This window comes from Streptomyces hokutonensis (assembly GCF_000376565.1).
Lineage (GTDB): Bacteria > Actinomycetota > Actinomycetes > Streptomycetales > Streptomycetaceae > Streptomyces > Streptomyces hokutonensis.
The window spans coordinates 1-18,025 of the sequence record NZ_BARG01000054.1 but is presented as its reverse complement, the minus strand read 5'-3'; the positions used below and the strand labels follow the sequence as shown (position 1 = coordinate 18,025).

General features: G+C 71.4%; 16 protein-coding genes. 6 read left to right on the top strand and 10 right to left on the bottom strand.

The window, feature by feature from the left end:
• Positions 1-8: 8 nt before the first annotated feature.
• From sdhC to SSP08S_RS33450, 3 genes are read left to right on the top strand one after another with little or no spacing between them, the layout of a single operon-like run.
• Positions 9-830, top strand: a complete 822-nt coding sequence (sdhC, locus tag SSP08S_RS33460; RefSeq protein WP_019072029.1) for a succinate dehydrogenase subunit SdhC — start codon at positions 9-11, stop codon at positions 828-830.
• Positions 830-2,773, top strand: coding sequence for a fumarate reductase/succinate dehydrogenase flavoprotein subunit (locus SSP08S_RS33455; RefSeq protein ID WP_019072028.1), 1,944 nt, complete (start codon positions 830-832; stop codon positions 2,771-2,773). Before sdhC ends, SSP08S_RS33455 begins: the two co-directional genes overlap by 1 nt.
• Positions 2,770-3,540 (top strand): succinate dehydrogenase/fumarate reductase iron-sulfur subunit, encoded by a 771-nt coding sequence (locus SSP08S_RS33450; protein WP_019072027.1) that lies wholly within the window; start codon positions 2,770-2,772, stop codon positions 3,538-3,540. Before SSP08S_RS33455 ends, SSP08S_RS33450 begins: the two co-directional genes overlap by 4 nt.
• On the opposite strand, the gene SSP08S_RS56410 is transcribed toward SSP08S_RS33450, so the two are convergent.
• The 4 genes from SSP08S_RS56410 to SSP08S_RS33430 all read right to left on the bottom strand — a co-directional run bounded on the left by SSP08S_RS56410 (position 3,521) and on the right by SSP08S_RS33430 (position 6,299).
• Positions 3,521-3,835 carry a hypothetical protein gene (locus SSP08S_RS56410; protein ID WP_019072026.1) on the bottom strand — a complete coding sequence of 105 codons (315 nt, stop codon included), beginning with the start codon at positions 3,833-3,835 and terminating at the stop codon, positions 3,521-3,523. The genes SSP08S_RS33450 and SSP08S_RS56410 overlap by 20 nt on opposite strands.
• Positions 3,832-4,824, bottom strand: a complete 993-nt coding sequence (locus SSP08S_RS33440; RefSeq protein ID WP_019072025.1) for a phosphotransferase family protein — start codon at positions 4,822-4,824, stop codon at positions 3,832-3,834. Before SSP08S_RS33440 ends, SSP08S_RS56410 begins: the two co-directional genes overlap by 4 nt.
• Entirely contained in the window at positions 4,821-5,108 is a 288-nt protein-coding gene (locus SSP08S_RS33435) for a hypothetical protein (RefSeq protein WP_019072024.1), read from the bottom strand. The genes SSP08S_RS33440 and SSP08S_RS33435 overlap by 4 nt, the downstream gene beginning before the upstream one ends.
• Positions 5,109-5,189: 81 nt before the next feature.
• Positions 5,190-6,299 (bottom strand): glycoside hydrolase family 18 protein, encoded by a 1,110-nt coding sequence (locus SSP08S_RS33430; RefSeq protein WP_245608011.1) that lies wholly within the window; start codon positions 6,297-6,299, stop codon positions 5,190-5,192.
• Positions 6,300-6,480: 181 nt separating this feature from the next.
• Between SSP08S_RS33430 and SSP08S_RS33425 the strand changes: the two genes are divergently transcribed.
• Complete coding sequence (locus tag SSP08S_RS33425; protein WP_019072022.1) at positions 6,481-8,031, top strand: hypothetical protein; 1,551 nt, start codon at positions 6,481-6,483, stop codon at positions 8,029-8,031.
• A gap of 472 nt (positions 8,032-8,503) precedes the next feature.
• Here SSP08S_RS33425 and SSP08S_RS33420 read toward each other — a convergent pair whose 3' ends face one another.
• The 6 genes from SSP08S_RS33420 to SSP08S_RS33395 form a co-directional block, all read right to left on the bottom strand.
• Positions 8,504-11,170: a SpoIIE family protein phosphatase gene (locus tag SSP08S_RS33420; protein ID WP_019072021.1), complete on the bottom strand. Its 2,667-nt coding sequence runs from the start codon at positions 11,168-11,170 to the stop codon at positions 8,504-8,506.
• A gap of 276 nt (positions 11,171-11,446) precedes the next feature.
• Positions 11,447-11,890 carry an ATP-binding protein gene (locus SSP08S_RS33415; RefSeq protein WP_174479423.1) on the bottom strand — a complete coding sequence of 148 codons (444 nt, stop codon included), beginning with the start codon at positions 11,888-11,890 and terminating at the stop codon, positions 11,447-11,449.
• Between the two features lie 187 nt (positions 11,891-12,077).
• A complete protein-coding gene (locus SSP08S_RS33410) occupies positions 12,078-12,530 on the bottom strand; it encodes a (deoxy)nucleoside triphosphate pyrophosphohydrolase (RefSeq protein ID WP_019072019.1) in 453 nt (150 codons plus the stop codon).
• Positions 12,531-12,552: 22 nt separating this feature from the next.
• Complete coding sequence (locus SSP08S_RS33405) at positions 12,553-12,744, bottom strand: SPOR domain-containing protein (protein ID WP_019072018.1); 192 nt, start codon at positions 12,742-12,744, stop codon at positions 12,553-12,555.
• A gap of 393 nt (positions 12,745-13,137) precedes the next feature.
• Positions 13,138-13,890 carry a GntR family transcriptional regulator gene (locus tag SSP08S_RS33400; protein ID WP_019072017.1) on the bottom strand — a complete coding sequence of 251 codons (753 nt, stop codon included), beginning with the start codon at positions 13,888-13,890 and terminating at the stop codon, positions 13,138-13,140.
• A gap of 147 nt (positions 13,891-14,037) precedes the next feature.
• On the bottom strand, positions 14,038-15,360 hold the full coding sequence (locus SSP08S_RS33395; protein ID WP_019072016.1) for a DUF4190 domain-containing protein: 1,323 nt from the start codon (positions 15,358-15,360) through the stop codon (positions 14,038-14,040).
• A 127-nt stretch (positions 15,361-15,487) separates the two neighbouring features.
• On the opposite strand from SSP08S_RS33395, the gene SSP08S_RS33390 reads away from it, so the two are divergent.
• Positions 15,488-16,672 carry a serpin family protein gene (locus SSP08S_RS33390; RefSeq protein ID WP_026179053.1) on the top strand — a complete coding sequence of 395 codons (1,185 nt, stop codon included), beginning with the start codon at positions 15,488-15,490 and terminating at the stop codon, positions 16,670-16,672.
• 163 nt (positions 16,673-16,835) lie between these two features.
• Positions 16,836-17,990, top strand: coding sequence for a serpin family protein (locus SSP08S_RS33385; protein ID WP_019072014.1), 1,155 nt, complete (start codon positions 16,836-16,838; stop codon positions 17,988-17,990).
• Positions 17,991-18,025 lie beyond the last annotated feature (35 nt).

Below are 18,025 nucleotides of genomic sequence, written 5' to 3'. Positions count from 1 at the left end.
GTCCTGAGTTGGCCACTGGTACGGAACCCCATCCGAACAGCGGCGGCGTACGCACCGGTACGCGCGCCGCCATCGACGCCCCGCATCTGCGGACCGACCGCTGGTGGCTGGCCCCGGCCGTCACCGCCGCCGGACTGCTCGCCTTCGTCGTCTACTCGACCTGGCGGGCCTTCGCGGACTCGAACTACTACTCGGCGCCCTATGTCTCGCCGTTCTACTCGCCCTGCCTCGCCGAGCGGTGCAGCACCATGCACGCGGGCCCGAACGCCGACCTCTTCGGGAGCTGGTGGGGCATCTCCCCCGCCATCATCATCCTGATCTTCCCGCTCGGCTTCCGCCTGACCTGCTACTACTACCGCAAGGCCTACTACCGCGGCTTCTGGGCCTCTCCCCCGGCCTGCGCGGTGGCCGAGCCGCACAAGAAGTACTCCGGCGAGACCCGCTTCCCGCTCATCCTCCAGAACGTCCACCGGTACTTCTTCTACGCGGCGCTCCTGGTGGCGGGCACCCTGACCTACGACACCGTGCTGACCTTCCGCGACGAGCACTACCACTGGGGCCACATGGGCCTCGGCACCCTCGTCTTCGTGGCCAACATCGTGCTGATCTGGGCGTACACCCTCTCCTGCCACTCCTGCCGGCACATCGTCGGCGGCAAGCTCAAGCACTTCTCCAAGCATCCCGTGCGCTACAAGGCGTGGAAGTTCGTGGGGAAGCTGAACAACCGTCATATGCAGCTCGCCTGGGCGTCGTTGATCAGTGTCGCCCTCGCCGATTTCTACGTGTACCTGGTCGCCTCCGGCGCTTTCGATGATCCGAGGTTCTTCTGATGTCCGTGGTCGAGCGACAGGAGTGGGACGTCGTCGTGGTCGGTGCCGGTGGCGCGGGCCTCCGGGCCGCCATCGAGGCGCGCGAGCGCGGTGCCCGTACGGCGGTGATCTGCAAGTCGCTGTTCGGCAAGGCCCACACGGTGATGGCCGAGGGCGGCATCGCGGCGGCGATGGGCAACGTCAACTCCGGCGACAACTGGCAGGTCCACTTCCGCGACACCCTGCGCGGCGGCAAGTTCCTCAACCAGTGGCGCATGTCCGAGCTGCACGCGAAGGAAGCCCCGGACCGCGTCTGGGAGTTGGAGACCTGGGGCGCCCTCTTCGACCGCACCCAGGACGGCCGGATCTCGCAGCGCAACTTCGGCGGCCACGAGTACCCGCGCCTCGCCCACGTCGGCGACCGCACGGGACTCGAGCTGATCCGCACGCTCCAGCAGAAGATCGTGTCGCTCCAGCAGGAGGACTTCCGCGAGACGGGTGAGTACGAGTCCCGTCTGAAGGTCTATCAGGAGTGCACGGTCACAAGGGTGTTGAAAGACGGCAGCCAGGTCTCCGGGGTCTTCGCCTACGAGCGCGAGACGGGCCGTTTCCTCGTCCTGGAAGCGCCCTCCGTGGTGATCGCGACCGGCGGGATCGGCAAGTCCTTCAAGGTGACGTCCAACTCGTGGGAGTACACGGGCGACGGCCACGCGCTGGCGCTGCTGGCGGGCGCGCCCCTCCTCAACATGGAGTTCGTGCAGTTCCACCCGACCGGCATGGTCTGGCCGCCGTCCGTGAAGGGCATCCTCGTCACCGAGTCGGTGCGCGGCGACGGCGGAGTGCTGCGCAACTCCGAGGGCAAGCGGTTCATGTTCGACTACATCCCCGACGTCTTCAAGGAGAAGTACGCCGAGTCGGAGGCCGAGGGCGACCGCTGGTACGAGGACCCGGACCACAACCGCCGTCCCCCCGAGCTGCTTCCCCGCGACGAGGTCGCCCGCGCGATCAACTCCGAGGTGAAGGCGGGCCGCGGCTCACCGCACGGCGGGGTCTTCCTCGACGTGTCGACGCGTATGCCGGCGGAGGTGATCCGGCGCCGACTCCCGTCCATGTACCACCAGTTCAAGGAGCTGGCCGACGTCGACATCACGGCGGAGGCGATGGAGGTCGGGCCGACCTGTCACTACGTGATGGGCGGCATCGCGGTCGAGTCGGACACGGCCGCGGCACGCGGGGTACCGGGGCTGTTCGCGGCCGGTGAGGTGGCCGGCGGCATGCACGGCTCCAACCGGCTGGGCGGCAACTCCCTGTCCGACCTGCTGGTGTTCGGCCGCAGGGCGGGCTGGCACGCGGCGGACCACGCGGCCGACCTGGCGGACAGCCGCCCCCAGGTCGACGACACCGAGGTGGACCTCGCGGCGGCGGAGGCACTGCGCCCCTTCTCGGCGGAGGGCCCCGAACCCGGCAAGGAGAACGGGCGTCCACCGGAGAACCCGTACACCCTCCACCAGGAACTCCAGCAGACCATGAACGACCTCGTCGGCATCATCCGCCGCGAGGGCGAGATGGAGCAGGCACTGGAGAAACTGGCGGATCTTCGAGTACGGGCCCGCCGGGCCGGCGTCGAGGGCCACCGGCAGTTCAACCCGGGCTGGCACCTCGCGCTCGACCTCCGGAACATGCTGCTGGTCAGCGAGTGCGTGGCGCGGGCCGCCCTGGAGCGCACCGAGTCGCGCGGCGGACACACCCGCGAGGACCACCCCGGCATGAACCGCGACTGGCGCCGCATCAACCTGATCTGCCAACTCACCGATCCCACAGGCGGGTTGGGTGCCACGGATCCGGTGGCCGCCCAGATCGGCCTGACCCGCGAGACCACCGACCCCATCCGCGCCGACCTGCTCGCCCTCTTCGAGAAGGAAGAGCTGGTCAAGTACCTCGCCGAAGAGGAGCTCTACGAGTGAGCAGCTACGAGGCCCGCTTCAAGGTGTGGCGGGGGGACGTCAAGGGCGGCGGCCTGGAGGACTTCAAGGTCGAGGTCAACGACGGCGAGGTGATCCTCGACATCATCCACCGCATCCAGGCCACCCAGGCCTCCGACCTCGCTGTGCGCTGGAACTGCAAGGCGGGCAAGTGCGGTTCGTGCTCGGCCGAGATCAACGGGCGGCCCCGGCTGATGTGCATGACCCGCATGTCGACGTTCACCCGCGAGGAGACCATCACGGTCACCCCGCTGCGCGCCTTCCCGGTCGTACGGGATCTGGTGACGGACGTCGGCTTCAACTACCAGAAGGCCAGGGAGGTTCCGGCCTTCGTACCGCCGCAGGGCGTCGCTCCCGGCGAGTACCGGATGATGCAGGAGGACGTGGACCGCTCGCAGGAGTTCCGCAAGTGCATCGAGTGCTTCCTGTGCCAGGACACCTGCCATGTGGTCCGCGACCACGAGGAGAACAAGACGGCGTTCGCGGGACCTCGGTTCCTCATGCGGGTCGCGGAGTTGGACATGCACCCGCTGGACGCGGCCGCCGAGAGCGGCCTGGACCGCAAGAAGACCGCCCAGGACGAACACGGCCTCGGCTACTGCAACATCACCAAGTGCTGCACCGAGGTCTGCCCCGAGGGCATCCACATCACGGACAACGCGCTGATTCCCTTGAAGGAACGGGCAGTTGACCGCAAGTACGACCCGCTGGTGTGGCTGGGGTCGAAGATCAGGAGGCGTTCTTCGTAGGGTCCCCGGCTTTCCCGGGCTCCACGGCGGCCCGCTGGACGAGGATCCCGGCGGCCATCACGAACGTGCCGGCCAGCGCGAGGAACCCGTGCGAGTGGGGGCTCAGACAGGGGCCGAAGAAGGTGGACCAGGCCAGGCCCGCGGCGCTGACCAGGATGCCGTAGCCCCACAAGCGGGGGCGCGCGACGCCGCGTCGGCGGACGAGCGGGGTCCAGCCGCGCGCGATCGCCCCGACGCCGACGACGGCGAGAACGGCGATCAGCACCACGGCCACCGTCAGTTCGACGTCACTCATGTCTGCTCCACGAGGGTCAGCGCCTGCTGGAGGTTGTGTTCCGCGATGCCCCGCATGAACTCGGGGTCGTGGAAGTCGCCGACCTCCAGGAGGCGCAACGGGCCCGCCACGAGGGAGAGATGCATGGCCAGGCGGTAGAGGTGGAGCCGGTCCTCGTCCAGACCGTCGGTGCGCAGGGCGTCGTAGTGGCGGCCGAAGCGCAGGCGGAGGAAGACGTGCTCCCATTCGACGTCGAAGTACATCAGGCCTTCGATGTCGATGAGGGCGAGGTCGCCGTCGGCGGTCACGCGGACGTGGTCGCCGCCGAGTTCGCCGTGGATGAGGGCGGGGGGCTCGTCGCGGGGGCGGACCCGAGCGGCCAAAGCCGTTATGGCGTCGGCCAGTTGGGGGTGGGCCTCAGCTGCTCGCGGGTCCCGGGCGGGGAGTTCGTCGAGGTCGCCGAAGGCGCGTGCGACGACGAGCTCCTCGCATGAACTCCCGTACGAGGAAACGCCGTTGTCGACGACGGCCACCTTTCCGAAGCGCGGGCCCGTGCAGGAGTGCAGGGTGGCGAGGAGGGCCGCCATCCGGTCCAGCGTCTCCGGTGCGGCGGCCGGGTCGGTGGCCAGCAGGTCCTCCAGGGTGCCGCCCGGGAGGTCCTCGACGAGCGCCGCGTCCGCCGGGAGGTGGGTGTGGGTGGGGTCGGCGTGCAGGAGCCGGGGCGTGCGGACACCGGCCGCGGCGAGGCGGTCGGCCGCCGCAGTGAACAGGGTGAGGCCGGAGGCGTGGGAGAACGGGTCGCGGGGATCTCCGGGGCCCGCGTCCCAGAGGTCCTCGTCCGGCGACCAGACGTAGGCCACCGCGGTCGTACCGTCCTCGAAGACGAGACGGTAGACGCCCTTCTTCGAACCGCCCCGGACACGGGTGACGGCCGTCGGGGCGCGGCCGAGGGCGGCACGGGACAGCGGGGACAGGTCGGTGCGGGTGAGTTCCTTGCGGGTGGCGGTCACAGGGCAGCGGGGCGCCGCGCACGCCACTGCAGTACTCCGCCGAGGATGATCAGGGCGAACGCCGTCGCACCGCCCACGTTGCCCATCACCAGGGAGTCCGCCCACCACTGCAGGGACATCGCCGTCCCCATGCCCAGGGCCCCGGCCAGCACACCGAGTCCCCACAACTCGGGCCGTACGACCCTGCCGCGCGCCATCGGCGGCATCCAGCCGGTCGTCGCCGTGAAGACTCCGAGAGCCGCCAGCAGCAGCAAGGCCACCGCGGCCAGCCATGTCAACACCATCGCCCACCCCCATCGGACGTGACGGATCATCGCATCCGCAGCTGTGAACGGCACCGTATTTGACCGGACTTGGGCACGCGCTCAACGCACCCAGCCCTCCCGGTACGCCGTCCAGTCCGCCTCCGTCGCCGCGAAGTCCACGTACAGGGCGACACCGAAGTTCGCGCGGTCCGCGTCCGTGCGGGACAGGCCGAGGCGTACGCCCCGGACGGCGGCGGGGACGGTCTCGGCGGAACCCCGGTGACCGAAGCGGTTCTCGTGGAAGAAGGGCAGGCCCATCAGGAGGTCGGTGGAGTCCGGGGTGACCTCCAGGGCGAGCGAGGTCTGCTGGGCGACATAGCCGCCGTAGAGACTCTGCAGGGGCTGCATCGTGTCGTACGACATCACGGCGATCTGGTCGACCCGACGGGCGACCTGGCCGAAGTACGCCTGCGACCACCACTTGGGGTGGTTGGTGACGGTGCCCCAGAAGGAGTGGAAGGCGGGGAGCGGGTCGATCTGGTGGGCGGCGACGGAGAGTTGGGCGTTCCGGGACTCGGTGACGTCGTGCAGCCGGTCGAGCAGGTCGAGGTAGTTCTCGTCGCCGGAGTGCAGGGGTTCCAGGTCGAAGTGGGCGCCCTCGAAACCGGCGTCGAGGATCTGCCGGGTGGAGGCGACGATCGCCGTACGGGTCGCCGCGCGCTCCAGCCGCAGACCGTCCGGGCTCTCGGTGGCGAGCTTGTCCCCCAGCCAGGCCTGCACGCGTACGCCGGGCAGCGCGCGGTGGACGGACTCGATCAGCCGGCCGGCTCCGGGGTAGTCCGCCTCGGGGAGGGTGCCGTCGTGTTCCAGGGGCCCCGAATGGACGTACAGGTCGCGGATGCCGGTGCCCTTCAGACGGCGGGCCAGCGCGGTGACGTCCGCATCGGTCTTCCGCCCGTCCACCCAGGCGTGGCCCAGCCAGATCGCGTCCTGGTTCCTGGTGTGGGTGCCGTCCGCGGGGTCACCGGTGTAGTTCACCCGGAGGGCGATCTCGGCGGCGAGGGTGGGGAGGACGAGGAGAAGAGCGAGCGCGAGGGCGGTACGGCGGGTCCAGCGGACCCACCTCTTTCTCCGGGGTGGCCCTTGTGGAGGTACAGCACCGTCGGCGACCTCGGGCCCCTCGTCTCTCCCCGTACTCGTACCCGTACCCGTACCCCCTGCATGCTCCATCAGCGCGTCTCCCCTCCCGTAGCCGTACCCCGCACCCCACCCGTCACCGGCACGCCCCCACGTCCCGCCCCGGTCGCGCGTCCGTAATCCTGCTCATACGCTCCGAAATGTGACGTCATCCTTGATACGCGGCCGGCCGCGACGCGCGGCCTCTCACATATCCGTGCGGGTGGCGCATGCCGTGCTGGGCGGGGCGGCCGGGGTCGTGTGGCTGGTGCTGCCGGTGATGACGATCAATGCGGAGGTTCCGGTTGCGGCCACCCGGGCCGGACCCGCCGCCCCGGCCCGGCCGGAGGCCGAGGGGACCACCTCCGCCGCCGATCTCGTCCTGCCGCTCGTCGCCGTGGGCGGGGCGGGGGTACTCGCGGGGTACGGGTATGTACGGCGCACCCGTAGGGCCCGTACCCGTACGACTCCCGGGGTGGTCTCACCCGGGGTACCGCCCGTGGTGTCGCCCCGGCCCCCTGTGACCCCATTGCACGTACTCGAACGACAGGCCGGTGCCGCCCTCGTCCAGGCCGACGACTGCATACGCACCAGCTGCGCCGAACTCTCCTTCGCCGAGGCCCGGTTCGGGCCGGCACCCGTCGAACCGTTCCATCAGGCCCTGCGGGAGGCCGAGCGCGAACTCGCCGCCGCCTTCGCGATACACCTGCGCTACGGCCAAGGGGTCCCGGAGGTTCCGGAGGTCCGTGGCGAGGAAGCCGCCCGGCGGCAAGCCCTCGCCGGCATCGTCGGACGGTGTGCCGAGGCCGGGCGGCGACTGGATGCCGCAGCCCTGGAGTTCGATCAACTCCGGTCATTGGACCGGGAGATGGGTGAGGCGCTGGAGGTCGCGGAGGGCCGTTTCCGCGAACTGACCGGCCGTACAGGGACCGTAGAGGCCACACTCGCCGACCTGCACACGCGTTACCCGGCATCGGCCACCGCACCAGTCACCGGATACGTCGAACAGGCCAAGGACCGCCTGGTGTTCGCCACGACCCACCTCAACCAGGCCCGCCAGGCAGCTGACTTGGGCCGCACCGAGCAGGCGGTACGTGACCTGCGCGCCGCCGAGGGCGCCATCGGCCAGGCCGACACCCTCCTCACCGGCGTCGACCGGCTCGCCAACTCCCTCACCAGAGCCGCCGAGTTGATCCCGGCCGCGCTCACCGGCGCGGAGGCGGAGAGGACGAGGGCACAGGCGGCAACCGGAACAGCCGACGGCGTGCCCCGCTCCCTCCTGGGCGACACCGACGCCGCCCTCGCCGCCGTACGGGAGGAAGTGACCGGCGACCGCCCGTACGACCCATTCGCCGCCCTGCGGAGCATCGTGCGGGCAGTGTCGGCGCTGGGCGCCGGACAGGACGGTGTGCTCGGTGCCGCCGCGTGGCTCGTCGGCCAGGCTGACGTCCGGGTGACGGACGGCTTCGTGGCGACGCACCGGGGCGCGGTGGGCGCCGGGGCGCGAACCCTCCTGGCGGAGGCGGAACGGCTGCTCGCCACCGACCCCGCCGCAGCCGACGAACCCGCCCTGGCGGCCCGGCAGTTGGCCGAACAGGACGTCCGCGTACACGGCAACCCGTACTCCGGCGCCGCCGAGCACACGACCGGAGCCGTCCTCGGCGGAGTACTCCTCGGCGAGTCCCCGAACGGCGGCCCACCGCCCGCCTTCGGCGGCCCGGACACCCGAAAGCGCGGGGAACCCGATCCGGGTGAGCCCGCCTCCAACTCCGTCAGAACAGACTGAGCAGCGCCTCCCCCAACGCCGAATACACCGGCGGAGCCGCCCCGGCGGATTACCGCTCAGCGAGGAAACAAACGGCAGGCAGCCGCCCCCCTTCAGCGAACCCAACACCCAGAAACGCGAAGGAACCCGCCCCAGAGCCCCTCAGAACAAACCGAGCAGCAGCTCCACCGCCCCCGAACACACAGGCGGAGCCACCCCCCCCCGGCGGATTACCGCTCAGCGAAGACCCGAACGGCAGGCAGCCACCCCCCTTCAGCGAACCCAACACCCAGAAACGCGAAGGAACCCGCCCCAGAGCCCCTCAGAACAAACTGAGTAACACCCCCGCCGACGCCGAACACACAGGCCGAGCCGCCCCCGGCGGGGTGCCGCTCGACAAGGAGACAGACGGCGGCCCACCGCCCGCCCTCGGCGCCCCGAACACCCGAAAACGCGCGGAACCCGACCCGGGACAGGCCCGCCCCCAACTCCCTCAGAACAGACTGAGCAGTGCCTCCGCCGGATCCACCATCCCGGTTTCGCCGTCAGGCAACGGCAGTTCGAACCACACCGTCTTGCCGCGCGGTGTCCGGCGTGAGCCCCAGGCTGCCGACAGGAGGCCGACCAGTTGGAGGCCCCGGCCGCCCTCGTCCGTGTCGCGGGCGCGGCGGCGGCGTGGTTGGACCAGGCCCGCGTCCCAGACCTCGCACACCAGGGTGCGGTCCAGGAGCAGCCGTAGCCTGATCTCGCCCTCGCCGTAGCGGAGCGCGTTCGTGACGAGTTCGCTGACGAGCAACTCCGTGGTGTCGATGAGGGGTTCGAGGTCCCAGGACTGGAGGCGGGCGCGGGCGTACTCGCGGGCGCGGCCCACGCTGCGCGGCTCGCGCGGCAGGGTCCAGTCGCCGACGGAGTCCTCGGGCAGGCCCTGGACACGTGCCATCAACAGCGCGATGTCGTCCTCGCCGTGGTGGGTGTCGAGGGTGCTGAGGACGTGGTCGCAGACGTCCTCCAGGTCACGGTGGGTCTCGGCGTTGAGCGCCGCCGCCGTGACCGGACGGCCGTCGTCCGCCGGGCGGTTGGGGTCGGTGAGGGCGCCCACGAAGGCCTGGAGGCCCTCGTCGAGGGGGTGGTCGCGGGATTCGACCAGTCCATCCGTGTAGAGCGCCAACAGTGCGCCTTCGGGCAGTTCGACCTCCACCTCCTCGAAGGGCTCGCCGCCGACGCCGAGCGGCATGCCGGGCGGCACGTCGAGCATCAGCGCCGCCTCGCCGGGTTCCACCAGGACCGGCGGGAGATGGCCGGCGTTGGCGAAGGTGCAGCGCCTGGTCACCGAGTCGTAGACCGCGTAGATGCAGGTCGCGAGGTACACCTCGGAGAGGTCGGCCTCGCGGGGGCGGCGGGCGGCCCGGGTGGCCTGCTGGACGCCGCCGGGGGTGCCGAGCCCGCGCGCGATCTCGTCCAGGGCGGACAACACCTCCGCCGGTTCGAGGTCCAGGAGGGCCAACGTCCGTACCGCCGTGCGCAGTTCACCCATCGCGACCGCCGCGCGCAGTCCGCGGCCCATCACGTCCCCCACCACCAACGCCGTGCGGTGGCCGGGGAGTTCGATGACGTCGAACCAGTCGCCGCCGACCTCCGTCGCCGCGTTCCCGGGCAGATAGCGGCAGGCGATGTCGAGGCCGGACGCCTCCGGGTCGCCGGGCGGGAGGAGCGACCGCTGGAGTATCAGGGCGCGTTCGTGCTCGCGGCGGTACAGCCGCGCGTTGTCGATGCAGACCGCGGCCCGCGCCGCCAGCTCCACCGCGAGATCCCGGTCCCGGTCGCCGAACGGCTCGCTGCCCTTCGTACGGGCGAACTGCACGAGTCCTACGACGGTGTCGTGGGCGACCATCGGCACGGCCAGCGTGGACTGGACCGGGCCGCCCTCCTCGGCGGGGACGTACTGCGGGCGGGCGGTGCGCAGGGCGTCCGCGCAGGGCGAGTTGAAGGGGTAGTGGTGGACCGCGCCCACCGTGACGGGTGCGCCGCCGCCGGCGAAGGGGGCGTCGGAGACCGCGCTGGCGAAGGCGACCCGGCGCAGTTCCGCGCTGCCGTCGGAACGGCCCGGCGGGGTCTCGTCGCCGGCCAGGAGGCCCTGGTAGAGGTCGACGGTAGCGAGGTCGCAGAAGCCGGGGACGACGACGTCGAGGAGTTCGCGGGCCGTGGTCTCCAGGTCGAGGGAGTTCCCGATGCGGGCGCCGGCCTCGTTCAGAAGGGCGAGATTGCGCCGCGCGGAGGCGGCCTCACGGGCGGCGGCGCGGCGGGCGGTGACATCGGTGCCGAGCCAGGCGATGCCGATGGGGCGGCCGCTGCCGCTGTGCACGCGGTAGAGGTTGATGGACCAGTGCCGGCGCTCCTCGGAGCCGGGCACGAATCCGGTGACATGCATGTCCGTTATCGAGTTGCCGGTCTCCAGGACCCGGCGCAGGGTCGCGGTGACCCGCTCGGCCTCGGGGCTCTGCAGATAGTCCTGGACGCCGTTGCCCCGGTGGTCGTCGGGGGTGCCGCCGAAGGTGTTGGCGATCTGCTGGTTGGCGCGCCGGACCCGCAGGTCGGGGTCGATCAGCAGGAACCCGAACGGAGATTGACCGAATATCGACTGCGAGGCGGCGAGATCGGTCTCGATACGGCGCAGGATCCGGACGTCGACGACGATGCAGACGGCGGCCCGCTCGCCCTCCTCGGTCCGGGTCGGCATCACATAGACCTCGGCGAGACCTTCCTTGCCCGGATCGCCCTCTGCGCTCTCCGGCACCCGGAAGGGCACCACTCCGGTCCACTCCCGGCCGTCGAGGATCTCGGCCATCTTCCGCTGGCCGTGCTCGCGCAGCGCGGGGTCGACGAACGCCTCGATGGGGTCCATGCCGACGGCCTGCTCCGTGGGGATACCGAAGAGCTGCTCGGCCCGCAGGCTCCACTGGTCGACGAGCCCGTCGGGGCCGATGGAGAAGGAGGCGACCTTGATGTAGTCGTAGATCGAGCCGGGCGGGCTGCTCTGCCACATGGCGTCGCCGACGGACATGGCGTCGGCGGAGGGCACGTCGGCGAAGCCCACGGCCTCAGCCCTCGCGCCGCCCGACGGGTCCTCGGACTCCGTGGCCTTCGCTGGTATCTCGCTCACGCGAACCGTCCCCTCCAGCTCACCGCGTCCGGCACCGGTCACCGGGGGCGGCTGCCCGCAGTATCCAGCACTACGGCGCCCCACAACACGGTGTTCACGATCACAGGACAATCCCGATGCATTTCGGACCTGCCCGCGACAACACTCCCAGTCTTCTAACCAGCGGACACGCAGTCGAACCACGCCGATCGACAACCGTCACAGGCCTTGACCAATCGATGGACACCACTGTCCGGTTCGTACAGGAGCGTGCGCCCGCGCGCCGGGCGGGGTCCATCACGGCACCGCGAGTTCGAACCACACCGTCTTGCCCGTCTCCCCGGGCCGGGTGCCCCAGCGGACGCAGGCGTCGGCGACCAGTTGGAGGCCGCGTCCGCTCTCGTCCTCGGGGCGGGCGACGCGCTCGCGGGGCGGATCGGGGAGCGGGTCGGAGACCTCGACGAGCAGGACGCCGCCGGGGCGGGCGGGGCGGACCAGGCGGACGCCGATGGGGCCCGTGGCGTGCCGCAGTGCGTTGGTCACCAGCTCACTGACCAGCAGCGCGGCGATGTCGGCGAGGGCGATGAGGTCCCAGTCGCGCAGCTGACCGCGGACGGCCGAGCGCGCGGTGCGGACGGCTCCGGGGTCGGCGGGAAAGGTCCACTCGGCGCAGTCGCCTTCGGTGTCGATCAAGCCGATCACATCCCGGGGCCGGCCCAGCACACCCATGTCCGATTTCATGGGGTTAATGGGCACATACCCGATATCAAGGGCCCGGTACCGTCCCGGAGGGCGCACTGTGGCACGAACGGCGTACACCGACCCCGGCACACTCCACCACCTCGCGCCCCATACGAATCCGGCGCGCCGGTCCGCCACGAACTACGGCGGGTTCCGCACACCCGGCTCGTCCGGGCCTACGACGGGTTCAGCGCGCCCCGGCGTCGAGCAGCGCCAGCGTTTCCCGTACGGCGGGGACGTCCTGGTCGAGCCAGTCGACGGTCCAGATGTCCGCGGGGGCGAGCCAGCGCAGCTCGTCGTGGTCCTGCAGGGGGCGCGGGCGGGGCGAGCCGGGCAGCAGGCGGGCCGTCCAGACCTGGAGGACGTACGGGGGCTTCAGCGGCCACTCCCCCGGGACGCGGGCGACGGTCTCGGCGTCGACACCGAGTTCCTCACGGAGTTCGCGCACCAGCGCGGCCTCGGGGCGCTCGCCGGGCTCCACCTTGCCGCCGGGGAGTTCCCAGCGGCCGGCCAGCTCCGGGGGCGCGCTGCGGCGGGCGGCGAGCAGCAGGCCGCCGCGGCCGTCACCGTCGTCGCCGAAGTCGCCGTCGAGGTCGTCGTCGAACAGGGCGGCTCCGACCACCACGATCCGTGTCGTCATGCGCCGGAGCCTACGGGGTGCGTCAGTTGCGGGTGGCGTCCCCGTTCTGCCCGATCCGCTCGACCCAGTAGAGCTGCTTGTGCTTGCGGTCGTCGAGGCTGTCCGCGATCTTCTGGGCCTCGGCGCGGGTCGCGTACCTGCCCACGCGGTAGCGATTGCCGTTGTCGTCCTGCCGTATCACGAGCCAGGGAAGAGTGATCGTGCCGTCGTTCATCGCGCCCCTCCGCTTCCCGCTCGCGGTTCGTGCCGTGCCCCACCCCATAAGGAAACCGCAATCCGCATATGCCGGAGCCTACGCCTAACCTTCACGCAGCGAATACGGCTTTTCACAAAGAGGTACGCAACCAGCCATGACGGAGGGGGCGCACGACAACGAACGCGCCGTTGGCGCACCTCGATGCATCCGGTCGGAGGCACGCTACAGCTCCTGTGAGCGACCTGCGAGAAAGACCGGAATCCAACGGCCCCCAGGGCAGGGCGGATTGACCGGTTCCGGCGACAAGTGCCGGGAAAGTTGCGCTACTTCACCTGGAATGCACCCAACGCGCTACTCGGCGCGCTACTTCACGGGAAGTCGGTGCATTACTTCACGGGAAGGTGGTGGCGTTCACTTCACGGGCAGGTGGTAGGCGATCCGGTAGCGGTCGGCCGGGACCACCACGTCGGCCGTCTCCACCGCGCGCCCCGAGGCGTAGTACGTGCGCTGGATGACCAGGACCACGTGCCCGGGGACACCGCCCAGCGCGAGCAGTTCCTCGGAGAGGCCAGGGCGGGCGCCGACCTCCTCCGTGACGTTGTCCACGACGACGTCGATGGCCCGCATCCGCTCGACGACCCCCATGCCGCCGAGCGGGCCCTCCTCGGGCAGCATCACGGGCGTACGGCCGGTCACCGCGAGGGGTTCCCAGGACGTGGAGAGCATCATCGTCTCGCCGGCGTCCCGGAACACGTACTTCGTGCGCATCACGCGCTCGCCGGCCTGGAGACCGAGCCGCTCGGCGATCGCGCCGCCGGCCTCGGTCTGCTCGCTGCTGGACTCCCAGGTGCCGCGCGCCTCGCCGTCGGCCTGCTCCTGCCGGAACGGTGTCGCGCCGGCGGGCGGCCGGAACCCGGAGCGGGCGATACGGCGCGGCACCGGACGCTCACGCACATAGGTCCCCGAGCCGGAGCGGCCCTCGACCAGCCCCTCGGCCATCAGCACCTTGCGCGCCTCGAGAGCGACCGTGTCCGAGACGCCGTACTCCTCGCGGATCCTGGCCTGCGAGGGCAGCCGGGTGTGCGGAGGCAGCCTGCCGTCGACGATCTTCTTGCGGAGATCACCCGCGACGCGCAGATACGCCGGCTGCTCACCGAATGTCACTGGCCGCTCCCATCAGGTTGTACAGACAGCAACAGCCTGGCAACCGTGGGTTGTGCCATGCAAGCAAAGGCCAGAGAATCACTCGATGTGATGACTTGTGCCCGGCGTGGGCTTTACCCAGGCAGTTTCTCCCCGCTATAGAGGCCGTCACACCTCCAGACCGGTATCGCCTCCCCCGCTGTCCCCTCCGCTGTCGCTCTCGTCGTACGGCGGCGGGGTCGTGGCGAGCCCCAGAGCCTTGCGGGCGGTGACCGACAGGTGGGGGTCGATGAGCTCGGCGCCCTTGTCGTAGTACCCGTAGAACTCGTCGGCGTCGGAGGCCCCGGCCGCCTTCGCCCACTGCTTCTGCGCCACCCGCAGGTCCTTGACCAGGTCCGCGACCGGTTTCGCGGAGGCACTCGGCCACTGATGGGCTTCCAGCAGGTCGGCCTGCCGGGTGAGCGCGGTCGAGACCCGGCCCGCCCAGGCCCGGTGCCCCGGCAGGTCGTCCTCGACGTACTGCGCGTCGGGTGCCGAGTCCAGCGCCGCGTTGAGGACGTGGGCCGCCTTCAGATACGCGACCTGGTCCGCGTCGAGGGTCGTGGCGTCGTTGCGCAGCGAACCGCCGGGCAGACTCGCCTCCTCGTCCTTGTTGCCGAACGCGCAGGTGATCTCGCGGTCGCCCAGGCTCCAGCTCTGCTCGGTCGGGGTGACGTAGTAGATGTCCACGTCGTCGGGCACGGCCCAGCCGTCCATCGCGTAGGAGTCCTGGAGCGCGTAGCACTTGTCGTCGGCGGTGGCCGTGACCTTCTTGTCCCCCGGGTACGAGTCGCCGCTCAGCCGCACCACGGCGAACACCTCGCCGTCGTGCTCGCCCGCGCAGGACACCACGTCGAAGTCGTACGCCGTGCCCTCCAGCGAACCGCTGGGCGCGTCGAAGCACTGGCCCTTCCCGGGGGACGCGCTCGCACTGTTCCCCCCGTCGACCTCGACGTCGTCGAAGAAGCCGGTCGCCGCGCCGGCCACCCCGAGCGTCCACAGCACCAGCCCGAGCGACGAGAGCACGATGCCGGCCACCGCCATGCCCCGGCCGCGCTCGCCCCGCTTCTTCGTCTGGTTCAGTCCGATGAGCCCCAGGACCAGACCGACGCCCGGTATGCAGCAGAGGATGCCGAGCACCAGGGCGGCGATGGACATGCCGTTCAGGGGCGCGGGGTTGTTGTACGGGCTGTAGCCCTGGGACCAGGTCTGGTAGGGCTGGGGCCCGTAGGGGGCGTACGGGGGCGGGGGACCTTGGGGGTACGGGGTGTACGGGTTGTACGGGGGCTGCGGCTGTGCCCCGTAAGGGGGTTGGGGCTGTGCCGTCCCGTGGGTGTCCTCCGGCGGCGGGGCGTACGGGTTGTACGGGGTGGCGGGCGCCTGGGGGAGAGGAGCCGGGCCCGGGGGCTGGTCCTGGGGGCCTTCGGGGTCCGGCGGCGGGGGTATGGACACGGGTACCGTGCTCCTGGTTCAGGCGGGGGATCTTCGGCGGGCGGGCTTCACTGCGGAGCCGGAGATCTTCAGGTGCGGAACTGACGTACGACTCGCGCATGTTAAGCACGCGGTGACCGGGGGCGGAATGCGGGTTTCTAAGACGACGGTCCGGGCGGTGAACGCGCTCACCGCGCGCTGGGCCGGGGCCGCCTGCGGGGGCACGGTGTTCTCGGCGGCCGGGGTGTGGCCGCCGCTGGCCCTCCTCGCGGACGGCGCCGAGGGCGCGGCGCGGGCGGAGCTCGCGGACGCGGTGGGGCTGCCCGCGGGCCAATCGGCCGCCGCCGCACGGGAGTTGCTGGCCGGGCTGGCGGCGATGCGCGGTGTCGACGCGGCACTCGGGCTATGGACGAAACGGACCGTGGAGCTGCGCGAGGCATGGGCTGCGGGGCTGCCCGCCGAGGCGCACGGAGTGCTCACCGGGAACCTCGCGGTCGACCGCGCGGCCCTGGACGCGTGGGCGGCGAAGCGGACCGGCGGGCTGATCGAGCAGATGCCGCTCGCGCTGACGGACGCCACCGAGCTGGTGCTGGCGAGCGCGCTGGCCCTGCGCACCGAGTGGCTGCGGCCGTTCACCGAGGTGCCGATGGAGAGCGCGTACTGGCGCGACCGGGTCCCGCTCGGCCTGCACCGCGAGACCGCCCTCCTGGACCGGATCGGCGTCGCGGACACACCGGACGGCCATGTCACCGAGCTGAAGGTGCTGGGCGACGCGGCGATCGACGTCCACCTCCTCCTCGGGGAGGAGCGGATGACACCCGCCCAGGTGCTGGGCGCGGGCATGGGAATCCTGGACCGCCGTCATCCCGTAGTACCCGGGGACCGACTCCCCTACGGCGACCCCGGACCGGGGCTGCGGGTGGAGAGGACGCGCTCCACCCGCCCCCGGCCGCCCACCCTCGACGTGACGACGGTGGCGTACGACCTGACCGCGCGGCACGATCTGCTGCGCCTGCACCGCCTGTTCGGGCTCACGACGGCACGGGACTCCACGCACGGCCACTTCTCCGGCATCAGCCCTTCCCCGCTGGCCATCGGGTCGGCCGAGCAGGCCACGACGGCGAGGTTCGGCGCGCTCGGCTTCCGCGCGGCGGCGGTGACGGCGGTCAGCGCCTTCCCGGCCGGCCTGCCCGACCTCCGCCACGTGACCACCACCGTCACCGCCCGCTTCGACCGCCCCTTCGCCTTCCTCGCCCTGCACCGCCACTCACGGCTGGTGCTGGCGGCGGGGTGGGTCACCGAACCCGAGCTGTTCCCCGAGGACCAGGGCTGATCATCCGGCGCCGGAACGGCGACGATAGCCTTCCCGTGCGCGATCTTGCGCTACGGCACTGACGGGGGCGGAATTGGGAGCGGTCCAGGGGACGGCGGTTCAGGGCACGGCGGTCGGGGGGACGACGGTCGGGGGGACGACGGTCGGGGGAACCGTCGACGCGGTGAACCGGCTGACGGCGCGCTGGGCGGACACGGCGACCGGCGGCACGGTGTTCTCGGCGGCCGGGGTGTGGCCGCTGCTCGCACTCCTCGCCGACGGGGCGTGGGGCGCCGCGCGGGCTGAACTCGCGGACGCGGTGGGCCTGCCCGCCGACCAAGCCGCCCCCGCCGCACGGGAGTTGCTGGCCGCGATGGGCTCGATGCCCGGGCTGCGCTCCGCCCTCGGCCTGTGGACCCGGCACGAGTTGGCCGTGCGCGAGGAGTGGCGGGCCGGGCTGCCGGCGGACACGCACGGGGTGTTCACCGACGATCTCCCGGCCGGGCAGCGGGCGTTGGACGCGTGGGCGGCCGAGCGGACGGACGGGCTGATCGAGCGGATGCCGATCGCCCTGGACGCGGACGTGGTCATGGTGCTGGCGAGCGCGCTCGCGCTGCGCACCGAATGGCCGCGCCCCTTCGAGGAGTTGCCGTTCAGTCCCGACGCCGGCCCCTGGCAGGGGCGGCGGCTGGTGGGCCTGCGCCGCACCGGCGTCCGCCTCGACCGCGCCGGCGTGACGAACGGCCCGCACGGCTACGTCACCGAGCTGAAGGTCCCCGGCGACAACGGCATCGACGTCCATCTCCTGCTCGGCGAACAGCGGATGACCCCCGGCCAGGTACTCGGCACGGGCGTCGCCACGCTGGCCCGCCAGGTCACCGTGGTACCCAGCGGCCAACTCCCGTACGGCGACGTGGGACCGGGCCTGCGCATCGAGCAACGGCGGTGCGCCACACCGCAGCCGCCGGAGCTGTCCGTGACGACAGTGGCGTACGACATGAGCGCGCGGCACGATCTCCTCGACCAGCACGGCCTGTTCGGGCTCACCACGGCCATGGACACCGGCGACGGCCACTTCCCCGGCATCAGCCCCGACCCGCTGGCCGTCGGGAAGGCCGAGCAGTCGGCGGTGGCACAGTTCGGCGCGCTCGGCTTCCGCGCGGGCGCGGTGACCGCGATCGCGCCCGCCCCCGGCGGTGCCCGGCCCGACCTCCGCTGCACGACCACGGTCGTCACGGCCCGCTTCGACCGCCCCTTCGGCTTCCTGGCCGTCCACCGCGAATCGCGTCTCGCCCTGACGGCGGGCTGGGTCACCGAACCGCTGCCGTACCAGAGGTAGGGCGGGCTCGGGGCCGGGTGCGCTCGGTACGTGGT

What these genes read in the sequence shown, in the direction of transcription:
- SSP08S_RS33430 (WP_245608011.1), bottom strand. Translation starts at nt 6,299, where the DNA reads ATGGAGCATGCAGGGGGTACGGGTACGGGTACGAGTACGGGGAGAGAC.
- SSP08S_RS56410 (WP_019072026.1), bottom strand. Translation starts at nt 3,835, where the DNA reads ATGAGTGACGTCGAACTGACGGTGGCCGTGGTGCTGATCGCCGTTCTC.
- SSP08S_RS33455 (WP_019072028.1), top strand. Translation starts at nt 830, where the DNA reads ATGTCCGTGGTCGAGCGACAGGAGTGGGACGTCGTCGTGGTCGGTGCC.
- SSP08S_RS33405 (WP_019072018.1), bottom strand. Translation starts at nt 12,744, where the DNA reads ATGAACGACGGCACGATCACTCTTCCCTGGCTCGTGATACGGCAGGAC.
- SSP08S_RS33390 (WP_026179053.1), top strand. Translation starts at nt 15,488, where the DNA reads ATGCGGGTTTCTAAGACGACGGTCCGGGCGGTGAACGCGCTCACCGCG.
- SSP08S_RS33435 (WP_019072024.1), bottom strand. Translation starts at nt 5,108, where the DNA reads ATGGTGTTGACATGGCTGGCCGCGGTGGCCTTGCTGCTGCTGGCGGCT.
- SSP08S_RS33415 (WP_174479423.1), bottom strand. Translation starts at nt 11,890, where the DNA reads ATGAAATCGGACATGGGTGTGCTGGGCCGGCCCCGGGATGTGATCGGC.
- SSP08S_RS33410 (WP_019072019.1), bottom strand. Translation starts at nt 12,530, where the DNA reads ATGACGACACGGATCGTGGTGGTCGGAGCCGCCCTGTTCGACGACGAC.